At 67.4% G+C, this 12,763-nt stretch carries 7 protein-coding genes; 3 read left to right on the top strand and 4 right to left on the bottom strand.

The window, feature by feature from the left end; translation table 11 throughout:
- Positions 1 to 239 precede the first annotated feature (239 nt).
- The 4 genes from BTM25_RS01125 to BTM25_RS01110 form a co-directional block, all read right to left on the bottom strand.
- On the bottom strand, positions 240 to 776 hold the full coding sequence (locus BTM25_RS01125; protein ID WP_103560899.1) for a hypothetical protein: 537 nt from the start codon (positions 774 to 776) through the stop codon (positions 240 to 242).
- A gap of 239 nt (positions 777 to 1,015) precedes the next feature.
- Positions 1,016 to 3,898 (bottom strand): fibronectin type III domain-containing protein, encoded by a 2,883-nt coding sequence (locus tag BTM25_RS01120; protein ID WP_146058914.1) that lies wholly within the window; start codon positions 3,896 to 3,898, stop codon positions 1,016 to 1,018.
- Positions 3,899 to 3,998: 100 nt separating this feature from the next.
- Complete coding sequence (locus BTM25_RS01115; RefSeq protein WP_103560897.1) at positions 3,999 to 5,213, bottom strand: DUF6801 domain-containing protein; 1,215 nt, start codon at positions 5,211 to 5,213, stop codon at positions 3,999 to 4,001.
- A 1,119-nt stretch (positions 5,214 to 6,332) separates the two neighbouring features.
- Positions 6,333 to 8,249 carry a fibronectin type III domain-containing protein gene (locus BTM25_RS01110; RefSeq protein WP_103560896.1) on the bottom strand — a complete coding sequence of 639 codons (1,917 nt, stop codon included), beginning with the start codon at positions 8,247 to 8,249 and terminating at the stop codon, positions 6,333 to 6,335.
- Positions 8,250 to 8,707: 458 nt separating this feature from the next.
- On the opposite strand from BTM25_RS01110, the gene BTM25_RS01105 reads away from it, so the two are divergent.
- The 3 genes from BTM25_RS01105 to BTM25_RS01095 all read left to right on the top strand — a co-directional run bounded on the left by BTM25_RS01105 (position 8,708) and on the right by BTM25_RS01095 (position 12,743).
- Positions 8,708 to 9,922 carry an RCC1 domain-containing protein gene (locus tag BTM25_RS01105; RefSeq protein ID WP_103560895.1) on the top strand — a complete coding sequence of 405 codons (1,215 nt, stop codon included), beginning with the start codon at positions 8,708 to 8,710 and terminating at the stop codon, positions 9,920 to 9,922.
- Between the two features lie 96 nt (positions 9,923 to 10,018).
- Positions 10,019 to 11,227 carry an RCC1 domain-containing protein gene (locus tag BTM25_RS01100; RefSeq protein ID WP_103560894.1) on the top strand — a complete coding sequence of 403 codons (1,209 nt, stop codon included), beginning with the start codon at positions 10,019 to 10,021 and terminating at the stop codon, positions 11,225 to 11,227.
- A gap of 400 nt (positions 11,228 to 11,627) precedes the next feature.
- Positions 11,628 to 12,743 (top strand): DUF6801 domain-containing protein, encoded by a 1,116-nt coding sequence (locus tag BTM25_RS01095; protein ID WP_103560893.1) that lies wholly within the window; start codon positions 11,628 to 11,630, stop codon positions 12,741 to 12,743.
- Positions 12,744 to 12,763: the final 20 nt, after the last annotated feature.

The following is a 12,763-nucleotide window of genomic DNA, read 5'->3' as shown; positions in this document are numbered from 1 at the left end:
AGTGTCAGAAAATACTGTTCGGTAACAGTGCGCACGCGGCTGGTCGTGGTTTTCGATGCCAGTGACCCCGATTTTTCAAGTTAGCAGAAAGGGCGAAAAACGCGAGCGTCCGCAAGTGGTCGATGATTTTGTCAGGGAACATTGTCAGGGTGGGCGTCGCGGCGGCGAGGTGATCCGCCCCCGGAAACACGAACGCCTCCCGGCTCGCACGAGCCGGGAGGCGGAGGCCACCGGGGAGGTCAGGCGGTCAGGCCCGAGCACTGCGGGGAGTCCTTGAACGCGGTGTTCAGGTCCGCGTTGGTGGACAGGTCCTTCACGGGCCCCTGGTACCCGCTGAACTGCGCGAGCTGCTGGGTGTAGGGGCTGAGGGCCTTGGTCAGCGACTTCTGGTCCGTGACCTTGGCCTTGTCCAGCGTGCCGATGGCGGAGGTCAGCTGGGTCTGGATCTTGGCGAGGTTGGCCAGCGCCGTGTTGTAGGCGGGCTTCGCGGACGCCACCGGGGGCGTCCCGGCCGTCTCCAGGTTGCGCTGCTGGGTCGCGAGCCGGGTCTTCATGGTCTTCATGAACGTCAGCATGGAGTCCTTGGCCTCCTTGGCGTTCTTGGCGTCGAGCCCCGGCATCGCGACCTTCGAGGTGTCCGCCTTCAGGTAGGAGCACACCTTCCCGGCCCAGGCCAGCTCGGGGCCCGACTTCTTGTCGTCACCGCCGCCGCACCCGGCGACCGAAACGGCCAGCACGCCGGCCAGCGCGATTCCACCCATCACGCGTCGGACCATGTTCATTCTCCTTGGGCACGCTGTGATGGTCGCAGGGACTCACAGCTTTGGGGACGATCCAGCGGCGCCGTCCCGGAAAAGCCGCCCGGAACGGCGGTGGAAGATTCACTACACGATATGCACGGCAGCCGCGGGCTGCCGCCCGCCGACCGGGAGGACCCCCGGATGCGGCGAACCCCCGCCGCCGCTGGAGGCGGCGGCGGGGGCTCTGTCTACGACATGTCAGCCATGACCGTAGGTCACTTCTTGACGGCCTTCAGGGTGACCGTGTTGCCCGACCCGGCAGCGAGAGCGCTGACGAGCGGGTTCAGGAAACCGCAGCCCTGGAGGGCCGGAAGGGTGTACGTGCCGCTCAGGTCGCCGCCGTTCGCACCGAAGTTGGTCGACTTCAGCGGAATGGTGGCGGGCGTCGCGGTCTGGCAGGTCGTGCCGCCGGCGATCTCCAGGCCGAAGACCTTGATCGACGAGAGCTTGACGACCGTCTTGGTCTCCGTGTTCAGCGTGGTGCCGGCCAGGGTGCCGGTCGTCTTGCCCTGCGGGGCGTAGGCGACGTCCACGGTGCCCGGCAGGAAGCCGAACAGGGAGAACTTGCCGGCGCTGCCGTTGAGCGTCAGGTCGCCGCTGACCTTGCCGTCGGTGACGGTGGTGGCGACGGAGCCCGTCAGCGGGATGGTCCCGTTGATGCTCTTGATGGCCGACGTGCCGGTGAGGGCGTAGGTGTTGCTGCCGCCGGTCGGCGGCGTCTCGACCGTGACCTCGACGGGCGCGCTCTGCGCCGACTCGTTACCGGCCTTGTCCGCGGCCGAGACCGTGAACGAGTACTTGCCGGCGGCGAGACCGCTGATGGTCTTGCTGGTACCGGTCACCAGGCCGGGCAGCTTCTGCCCGTTCTGGTAGACGTAGTAGCCGGCCAGGCCGGAGCCGCCGTCCTCGTCCTTGGAAGCGGACCAGGTCAGCGCGACGCTGTCGTTGGTCACCGCGCCCTTGACGTCGCCCGGAACCGAGGGCTTCGTGGTGTCGGGCTTGGCCGGGGTCTTGGCGTCGACCGAAGCCGAGGCGCCGTCGCCCGTGGTGTTGTTCGGGGTGACCGTGACCTTGTACGACGTGCCCGCCGTCAGGCCCTTGATCGTGTAGGTGGTGTCGGCGGTCTCCGCGGAGCCACCGTCCCACGCGATCTTGTACTTGGCGGCACCCGTGCTCGCGTCCCACTTGACCGTGACCGAGTCGAAGGTGGTGCCCACGACCGTCAGGCCCTTGAGGTCCGCCGGCTTGTCGACCGGCTTCTGCTCGGTGGTGGCGTCGGCCGAGGCCGCGTCGCCGTTGCCCTGCTTGTTCACGCCGTACACCGAGAAGGTGTACGGGGTGTTCGGGGTCAGGCCGGTGATCGTGGCGGTGGTGCCCGTGGGGACTTCCTGGGTCTTGTCGCCGTACTTCACGACGTAGGACTCAGCGCCCTCGGCGGCGTTCCACTTCAGCGAGACCGACTCGAACGTCTTGCTGGTGACTTCGAGACCCGTGACCGGACCCGGCTTGGAGGCCGGAGCGGGGGTGTCGAACTCGACCGAGCTCTTGTCGGACTTGTTGCCGGCCTTGTCGACCGCCTCGACCTCGAGCTTGTAGTGCTTGCCGGCCTCAAGGCCGGTCAGCGCCGCCTTCGCGTCGGTGACGGTGTCACCGAACTTGGTGCCGTTGAGGTACAGGTTGTACCCCGCGAGGCCCGAGCCACCGTCCTCGTCCTTAGAGGCGCCCCAGGACGCGTTCGCCGTGGTGCCGGTGATGTCGGCGACGGCCGGCGCACCCGGAACGGTCGGCGGGGTCTTGTCCTCCGGCGGAGTGACGTCGCCACTGACCTTGAAGGTGTGGATGATGTTGTTCTGGCCGGTCGGCGCAGCCGGGCCGTCCAGGGTGCAGGGGACCTGGAAGGGCTTGCCGCCCGCGTTCAGGTCGGGGTGCGGGTTGCCGTCCTTGTCGCGCAGGATGACGTACAGGTCGAGACGCTGCACGCCCATCTTGCCCTCGCCGGCCTTGGAGAAGACCAGCGGCGGCGCGGTGCCCAGCAGACCCTTGAGCGGCAGGGTGCCGGACTCGGGGACGGCCGTCTTCGTGATCGGCAGCTTCAGCTTCGCCGCCAGCGGGGTCTGGCCGTTCTGGATCTCCGGCGCCCACAGGTTGGCCGTCGCGATGGCGTAGCCCTCAAGGGACGCCGCAGGCGGGTCGATGACCGTCTGCATCGCGTTGACCGTGTACGCGTTGACCTCGGCGTCCGAAGTGACCTTCATCTCCGGGGTCAGCGTGTTGGCGTGGATGTCCTCCGGGTACGGCAGGCTCGCGTCGATCTTCAGAGCCTGCGGCTTGATGATCGGGAACTTGCAGGAGAACGTGAGGCCGGACAGCTTGCCGTCCACCGGGGTGTGGTCGTCGGCCTTCGGCTCGGGGGCCGTCGGACGCTCCCACTTGACGTTCGGCGCCTCGCCGCCCGTCTCGGAGCCTTCCTGGACGTAGACCGCAGCGATCTGGTTGTCCTGGCCCGGCTTCTGGTAGCACTGCACGTCGAAGTCGCCCAGGGCGGTCAGCTCGCCCGCGGTGTTCTTCGGCGAAACGTGGAGCTTGAGGTTGCCGACGTTGACGCGGCCCCAGCCCTTGGTCGTACCGGCGTTGATCGCCTTCGGCGTCGTGCCGTCCGCCGTCAGCGGGAAGTCGCCCTCGTCCGGCACCGCCACCTTGGGAATGGTGACGTTCGTCGGCATGTCCTCGGTGTGCCCGTCGGGGAACACGCCGTTGACTTCCGCGACCGCCGAGCCCTCGAGGGACTTGGCGTCCATCGCGAACAGGCCCTTGGTGGTGTTGGCGCTCACAATGTCGGTCGTCTTCACCGAAAGCGGCGCGACCGACTGGTTGGTCTTGACCGTGTCCGGGATGCCGTCGACCTTGACGTTGACCTTGAGGTCCTGGGCCCCGATCATCGGGTAGACACAACGGTAGTTCAGCGTCAGCTCGCCGTGCGGCACCGCCGCCACCGCGCTCTGCGCGAACGTCAGGCCCACGACCCCGGTGAGGGCAGTGGAGCCCGCGGCCAGCAGCGCGATCGCGCTGGCCTTACGTGCTCGTGTCCTTCGTCTCACTTTTTATCTCTCCTGTAGGTGGCAGACCGCTGGCTCCCGCCGCGAAGGGGGATCGTCGGCGGGAGCCAGCATGTGAGGACCAGCCGTCCTAGTGCCTAGATCAGGCCTTCGGGGACAGCTTCAGGTCGATGGTGTTGCCGGACTGGGAGGCGAAGATGGAGAGGATCCCGTTGATCAGGCCGCAGTTCTCGAGCTCGGCGATCGAGTAGTTCGGGGCCTTGAAGGGCCCGCCGACCAGCGGGTTGAAGAAGACGCCGTCGTTGGACTGCATCTGGATCTTCGAGGGGTCCTTGGCGCGGCACTGGTCGCCACCACCGAGGGGGATGCCGAACAGGGTGAAGCTCGGCAGCTTGATGTACATCGTCGAGGTGGTCTTGATCTGACCGTTGGCGAAGGTGCCCACGGTGTCGCCCACCTGCTGGAAGTCGACCGTGGCCTCGACCGGCAGGAAGCCGAGGATGCTCATCATGCCCTTGGTCTTCTGCAGGTTGAGCTGGCCGGTGATCGCGCCCGAGCCGCCGTCAACGGCCACGTTGATGCCGCCGTTGATGGGGACGGTGCCGTTCGGGCCCTTGATGTACGACGAACCGTTGAGGTTGAAGCCGTAGTTCAGGGTGCCGGTCTTGGCGCCCGTCGCCTGGTACGGGAAGTAGCTCGGCTTCTGCCACGGGTCGCCGAGGGGCTGGTCGCCCTGGACGATGTCCGCCGAGACGATCGTGGCGTCCTGGCCGCTCGCGAGCGTGCAGGGGGCCTTGAACTCGCCGAGGGCGGAAGGCGAGCCGTCCGCCTTCTTGACGAGGACGGTGAACTCCATCGACGTCAGGGCGGCGGTGACGTGGCCGGCCTGGTCGAAGCCGATGGCCGGGGCCTCGCCGTAGCCCTCCAGCGTGAAGGAGCCGGAGTCCGGGATCTTCGTCTCGGGGAACGCGTTGTTCACGTTCACGCTGACGTTCTGCCCGGGGCCCTGCACGGCGGCCTTGGCGTTGGCGGCACCGGCGATGCTCGCGCCGCCGACCGCCTTCAGGCCGTCGGTGGTGTCCGCGCCGAGCGTCGCCTTGAACTTGATCTGGATGTCGTTGGTGTACTGCCCGACGCCCAGCTTCGAGGGAACGTTCGTGTCGATGTCGACCTTCACGCTGCGGCTACCGATGAGCGGGTAGGTGCAGTTGTAGGTGAGCGACTTGGTGGCAGCAGCCTGGACGCCAGTGGCAGCCGACGCCGCGCCGACACCCGCGACGCCCGCGGCGCCGATCGCGAGACCCGTGGCCGCGCTCAGGATCAGGCTCTTCCTGATCCCTTTGTTGTTGAGGTTCACTCACATGCCTTTCTGATGGGAACAGCACCGCTTGAGGCCGCACTGCTTTCTCTCGATCAACCCCCGAGATCCAGCACTCCTCCGATACTCTCGGCTGTCCGCGTCAGAGCGGGTTTGCGGACTGGCTGTCAGGCGGCTTTCGAAAATCGAGGGAATTCGACTGGACGGGGGGTTTGACGAGCAGTCTCACAGGCGTCCATCGAGCCGTTTCCACCGACGTTTCGTGGACGTAAACTACCCCCTGGTGAGGCCTGCGTCATCGTACTGCTGTGACAAGTTTCACTGCCGGGTGGCTCACTCCGATCCAAGAGTTCGACCGCAGGTCAGCGGGCTGACTACGAGTCGCCACCTAGCGAACACGACGCGGCGCGACAGGCCCTGAAGGTTGTCTTCCGACGCCATGTTCCGTGCGTGCTTTATCGTCTTCTTATAGCCGTCGCCGACCCGGCCGGCGCGGTGGTCGCCGACGGATCGAGTTCCGCTTCCGGCCAGCCGTGGTACGGCGTGCCCAGGTGGAAAACGGGTCTTCCGGGGGAGCGATGCGGCCGCTGCCGGAAAGGTATTTTCCGCAGCGAGAGCCGAGATGCCGAGAACGCTTTGTTCGGAGTGGTGGGAAAACCGTTGTGAACCGGGTTCGGTCGCGTCCCGCAGCTCGTGCCCGGCCGACCGGAATTGTCTTTCCCGCGGATTCCCGCGCGTTCCCGCCCGGCGCGTACCGGAATTCCGATACTGTGCTTCACAGGCGCCCCACCTTCCCGCCCGGGTGTACCGCCCCCGGCCGTGGAATCCGCCGGCCGCCGTTCGGTGGCCGTCCGGTGCGCGGGAGCATGAAGCCGTTCGCCGGGGAACGCGGCCCGGCGGTCGCCGGTGAAACGTTCCCCTGCTCGCTCTCCCCGGACAAGCGACATCGACGGCGAAACCGTCACAACGACAATTCAGCCTATCGCCGACGAGACGGACACCACAAGATTGTTCGGTGCGGGTGGGAAAAGGCGCACCAAGTGACAAAAAACCATGGTGTGCCGGAAGAAATATGGAACCGGACGCTCGACGGCGGAGGGGGCCGTCCCCGTGCGGGGACGGCCCCCTCGGACCGTCAGCTCACCGTCAGCCCGGCCGTCAGCGCGGCGGGGTCACGGGACGGCAGTCCGTCGTCTCCGGCTTGCAGATCGGACCCTGCAGGATCTTGACGTAGTTGCCCTTGCCGGAGATCGCGGCGTTGAAGACGGGGTTCATGTTCTCCCGCTTGCCACCGCAGCCGCTGAACTTCGGAAGGTCGATCTTCCCCGACAGGACCCCACCGACCAGGATGTCGCGGTACTCCGACGGCGTGGCGGTCAGCGTCAGCTGCACCGGCTCGCTGCTCTGGCAGGCCGGCCCGACGTTGAGCGGCGCCCCGTTGGCCCGCGCGTCGTAGATCCGCACGATGACCTTGGCCTTCGCCGTCATCTCGTAGCCGCCACCGTTCTCCGAGTGGTAGATGCCGTCAAGGCTGCCGTTGCCGACCTGCTGCAACTCCATCATCGCCGTCGTCGGCATGAGGCCGAACGTCAGGACCGTCGATGGCGAGCGCAGCGGCTGGGCGAACTTGAAGCTCGCGTGGATGTTCTTGCCGTCGGCGGTCGCCTGGTAAGCGATGTTCGTGTGCGTGGCGGTCTTCGGGTCGTTGACGACGACGGCGCTGTTGAGCTTGTTCAGGTTGTTGTACCCGGCCATGTAGACACAACCGCGACTCTTCTGCGACGCGGGCGCGCCGTCGTACTTGCCGCAACCGTCCGGCGGGCCGTTCGTGGTGTGGACCGCGACGGGCGCGCTGAACGGGGAGGCGTTGCCGGCCTCGTCCTTGGCGCGGACGTACAGCGTGTAGTCGTGCTGCGCCTTCAGCCCCTCGGCCCAGCCGTACGGGTCCGTCCCGGGGAAGGTGCCGGAGAGCTTCGGCTGGCCGTTGCCCTCCTTGGCGTACACCTCGTAGGCGGCGACGCCGATGTTGTCCTCCGACGCCCCCCATTCGAGCCGCGCCCACGTCCCGCCGACCGCCGTCACCTTCGGCTTGCCCGGCGTACTCGGCGGCGACTTCTCCGGCGCGTCCGGCCCGGCCTTGAACGTGACCGGATCGGTCGCGTCGGACAGGTTCCCCCCGGCGTCGACCGCCTTCACGGTGAGGTTGTAGTCCTTGCCCGGCTCCACCGGCATGGTCGTCGTGGTCACTTCGCCGAATGAGCCGACCATCCGGTCCGGTTCTGCGTCGGTGGGGTCGGGGATCTCCTTGCCGTCGTTGAAGACCTTGTAGCCGACGATGCCGCGGTCATCGGACGCCTTGCCCCACGACAGGTAGGCGGTCTTACCGGACTGGACCACCGTCAACTTGCCGGGCTTCGTCGGAGGCTTCTTGTCGGGCTCGCCGAAATTGATCTCGGCCAGGACGTTGCTTCCACCGCTCTGCGTGCATTCCGTGGTGAAGGTGTCACCAAGGTCGGTCAGGCCGCCGTCCGCCTTCCGAAGCTTGGTGTTCAACGACAGCGAGGTGAGCGTGAGCGTGCCCTTGCCCTTGGTGGAATCCGAGTACGGAGCTGCGTTGACGGTGCCCGATGCGTGGACTTTGAATGAACCTGACGGCGGAATCGGAGTTTTTGCGATGGCCGCCTCGGTCTTCGCGGTGACGCTCGGCGGTTCGGGCTGCTCTAGACGTGCTCTGGCGAGGGCGGAGCCCTCCAGGGTAGCCGCGTCGAGCAGGCGAAGTCCCTGGGTGGTCTTCGCGCCGATCGTCGCCACCGCGTCGATGTGCAGTGCATTCGGCCCTGGGCCGCCCGGCACCATCTCTCGAGGCAGGTCGGGCAGCTTGATGTTCATGCTCAAGTCCTGCACGCCGATGAACGGGAACGTGCACTTGAACGGCAGCGTCACCCCGTCCGGGGCGGCCTGCGCGGTCGGCGATCCGCCGAGACTGACGACAGCGGAGAGAGTTCCCGCGACTACGGCGGTGGTGGCCACTGCCGAGGCGGTCTTCAGCCTCTTGAAAGTGATCTTGGCGTCCAAGTGCTGCCTCTCCTAGTTCCGCCGAGGCTGGGTGCGGCCTCCATGGGCATCGAGCGCCATGGGCGCGTCCCGACCTCCGGTCGCTCGACGACGGGCACGGGAAACCGGATGTTGCCGAGCGTAGGGAGTGACCTGAGCCTCACGAAAGTGGGCGGGTCCAGATCCGGGCTCTTCTAACAGCGGGCGAGCATCCGCCTACGGGAGCTTGTCATCGGATAACACAAACGCCGACGCTTTGCTCCCCGGGCCAACGATGGCCGGATGGCAGTTGTCACCAAGTGAGCAAACGTCGCTTTGGATGTGGCTCCACGGGCTGTCGGGCACAGCGTACTGCTCAATGGTCGCGCGAAAGCTGATCTGGCCGAAACGGGCCGCCCACAAGGTTGTCAAAGGGCTTTACCGTAAGTGCGGACGTGAGTCGGAACGACTCTTTCGCTCTCTCGGAAGGAAGCCTTGACATGGTCGAGCAAGTCGTGAAGGGCAAGCGCAGGACGGTGTGGCGTGCAGGCCTGGCCGCGATCGTGGCGACGGCGGCGACGGTCAGCGGCATCGCCGCCTCCGCCTCGGCCCTGACACCGACCCCATGGGGCAATCCGGTACCGGGTGGCGCTGCCGTGGGCTACCAGTTCAGCCTGGTGACGACCGCCCCGGACGCCACCGGATTCAATGAGGTCTATGCGACCGGAGAGAACTCCGACGGCAAGCTGGGAAACGGCACGTACACCGACTCGAACGTGTTCGTGAAGGTGAAGGGCCTCACCCGGGTCAAGATGGTGGATTCCGGATGGACTAGCTCCGTGGCGGTCAAGCAGGACGGCACGGTCTGGACGTGGGGCACGAACTTAAACGACGACCTCGGTCTCGGCCTCGACCCCGAGGCCACCGTCAACGTTCCCACCCAGGTTCCCGGCATCACCAACGCCGTGTCCGCCAGCATGGGCATCGGGGGGACCGTCGTGGTCGTGCTGGCGGACGGCACCGCCAAAGCCTGGGGCGCCAAGACGGGGAACTGCGCAGCCAGCAGCACTCCGGTCACGGTGGCCGGACTGACCGGCCTGGCGACCACGCCAGGCGCTGTCGCGGTCGGCTCGTACCACGTTCTGGCGCTCAAGGCCGACGGCACCGTCAAGGCATGGGGGAGCAACGGGTCCGGGCAGCTTGGGACCGGCAACACGACCGCTTCATGTTCCCCAGTGACCGTGCCGGGCCTGTCCGGTGTCACTCAGGTCAGCGCGGGAGAGATGCAATCCGTGGCGCTGACTTCCAGCGGGAGCGTCAAGGCATGGGGCGCCAATGGCAGCGGCCAGCTCGGTGACGGGACGACCACGGGCCGCTTGTCGCCGATCACCGTTCCCGGCCTGACGAATGTCGTCGGAATCTCCGCGGCACTCCGCTACACCACAGCCGTCACCAGTGCCGCCGCTCCCGCCAACAACCGCTTCGCGTGGGGTGCTGGCGCGCTCGGGACGGGCACTAATACGAATCCGTCCAGCCCAACGCCGCTCGCCGGCGAGAACTTCAACAACACGGTCATCACGGCCGGGCCGGACCACGCGCTGAGCGTGCAGCCAGGTGCGGTGCCCCGTGCGTGGGGGCGGAACGAGTGGGGCGCACTCGGCACGGGAGACGACATCGACCACCCCACGCCGACGTACGTGCAGCGCGTGGGTTGATACCGCGCTGAGGATTGTCAATGGGCCTTACGTACGGAAGCGAGTCGGAGTGGCTCGCTCTCCCGCTCTCCCGCTCTCTCGGAAGGAAGTATTGACATGGTGGAACAGGTCGTGAAGGGCAAGCGCAGGACCGCGTGGCGGGCGGGCCTGGCCGCGATCGTGGCGACGGCTGCGACGGCCAGCGGCATCGCCGCCCCCACGTCTGCCTTAGCGCAGACCCCGTGGGGCAACCCGGTACCGGGCGGCGCTGCGTCGGGCTATCAGTTCAGCCTGGTGATGACAGCCCCGGACGCCACTGGGTTCAATGAGGTCTACGCGTCGGGCGAAGGCACCGAAGGCGAGCTGGGGAACGGCGTCAACGCGGACTCGAACGTGTTCGTCAAGGTGAAGAACCTTACCCGGGTCAAGATGGTGGCCGCCGGCGCGAGTAGCGCGGCGGCGGTCAAGCAGGACGGCACGGTCTGGGTCTGGGGCAATAACTCAACTGATGTCCTCGGCCTCGACCCCTCAGCCAGCGTCAATGTCCCCACTCAGGTTCCCGGCATCACCAACGCCGTATCCGTCGGCATGGATTCCTACGACAGAACGGTCGTGGTGGTGCTGGCGGACGGCACCGCCAAAGCTTGGGGCTCCAGCACGGGGAACTGCGCAGCCAGCAAGACTCCGGTCACGGTGGCCGGGCTTACCGGCCTGGCGACCACGCCACGCGCCATCGCCGTCGGCAGAGCCCATGTGTTGGCGCTTAAAGCCGACGGCACCGTCAAGGCATGGGGATCCAACTCTGCCGGGCAGCTTGGGACCGGTGACACCACCGCTTCATGCTCCCCGGTGACCGTGCAGGGTCTGTCCGGCGTCACGGAGGTCGGCGTGGGCTTCTTCCACTCCGTGGCGTTGACATCCAGCGGGACCGTCAAGGCATGGGGCCATAACGACTCCGGCGAACTCGGCGACGGCACAACCACCCAGCGCCTCTCGCCGATCACCGTTCCCGGCCTGACGAATGTGGTCGGGATCTCCGCCGGAGCCCGGTACACCACAGCGGTCACCAGTGCCGCCGCGCCCGCCAACAACCGCTTCGCGTGGGGTGCCGGCCCTCTCGGGACGGGTGGCGGTTGGACTACAAGCCCCACGCCGCTCGCAGGCGAGAACTTCAACAACACGGTCATCCATGCGGGCCCGTGGCACGCGATCAGCGTGCAGTCCGGTGCGGTGCCCCGTACTTGGGGTGACAACGACGGCGGCGAACTCGGCACTGGGGACTACGTCGAGCGCCGCTTGCCGACTTACGTGCAGCGCGTGGGTTGATGTTGGGTCTCGTCCTCTTCTGATGGTGCCCCGGCGGGGCGGTGAACTTGTCGACGGACGACAGCCCTTGCGGGCTGATTGCTCCGGAGTGACGAAGTGGGCCGTGCCGTCGGGGTTCGCCCCTTTGATCGGTCGGCGCGCAACCCGTGGCGTGTGCGCGAGTTCGCGGGGCAAGTTGTCACGGCGACGCGATGAAGTTTTGCGTGGCTGACAAGTACCTTTGCCTCCACGAAACTTCCGGACGGCGGCGTAGCGGCGGCCTCGGGAGGAACTCGCCGGTTCGGCGCCCCGGCGGGTCCAGCGCGGCGGACGCCGTGACCGGGCGATCGGTGTCTCCCACCGGGTGAGACGAAGAGGCGAGGATGCCATGAGACGGACCAGGACGGGATTTGCCCTGGCAGTGGGCACGGCCCTGGCGATCGGCGGTGCCTTCGCGGGCGTCGGCGCACCGCCCGGCGGCGGCGCCGGGCTCGCGCTGGCGGCCGCGGCCCCGGCCGACGCGGGGCAGGCGGTGTCGCTGACCCTGAAGTACCAGTGCGCGTATCCGCTCATCGGCCGGCAGCCGTTGAGCGTGAAGATCGACGCTGAGATCCCGAAGACGTTCCCGGCCGGTGAGGGGACGCCGAAGTTCGCGGTCCAGGCGGTCGCGACGGTGAACGCGGGCGCGACCAAGGGCCTGCGCGCCGTCTACGGCGAGACGCTGGAGGGCGCGGCGCTTGCCACCGCGACGGTGACGTCCCCGGACCACCCGGACGGTTCCCCGCTCGACGTGAACATGACGCTCGACAAGAGCGCGATCCCCGAGTCCGGCGAGTTCACGGTGAACGTGCACGGCAACGCGCCGTCGCTCACCTTCACCAAGGCCGGGCACGGAAAGATCGCGGTCGGGGACCTCGTGCTGTCGATGAGCGCCAAGCTCAAGGACGGCGGCGAGAGCGGTCTCGGCCCCTTCGAGTCCGAGTGCACGCAGGACCCCGGGCAGAACAACGTGCTCACCGAGTTCGACGTCGTCGGCAAGGAAGAACCCGCCGCCGTGTTCAAGCTCAAGGGCTCCACGCGCGTCAAGGCGGCGGGCGTGACCGTCCCGCTCACCGGCTCCCTCACGACGGGCTTCGACGCCGCCGGAAAGCTGACGGGGAACCTGGCGCTGGACAAGAGCGCGGTGCCGTTCAAGCTGTTCGGCTTCCTGCCGGCGAGCTTCGACGTGGCGTTCGGCCCGGCCGTCGCGGCGACCGGGACGCTGTCGGCCGCGAAGCTGACGACGACGTCCGCGGTGCCGGTCGGCGTGCCGTCGGTGAAGGTGTTCGGCCTGGAGATCGGCGGCGGGCCGGACTGCCGCACGGCGGCCCCGGCGCAGATCGGGCTGGTCGCGGACCCGTTCGACAAGGCGTCCGGCGGAAAGCTCACCGGCAAGTACACGCTGCCCAAGCTCCAGAACTGCGGGGTGCTGACGTCCGTCCTCAGCGCCGTCACGGCCGGGCCGGGCAACACCATCTCCCTGACCGCCGCGCCGTAGTGGCCCGCTCAAAGGATTCG

Origin of the sequence: Actinomadura rubteroloni (genome assembly GCF_002911665.1) — a bacterium.
Lineage (GTDB): Bacteria > Actinomycetota > Actinomycetes > Streptosporangiales > Streptosporangiaceae > Spirillospora > Spirillospora rubteroloni.
The sequence above is the reverse complement of the archived record's forward strand: the minus strand, read 5'-3'. Positions and strand labels throughout refer to the sequence as shown.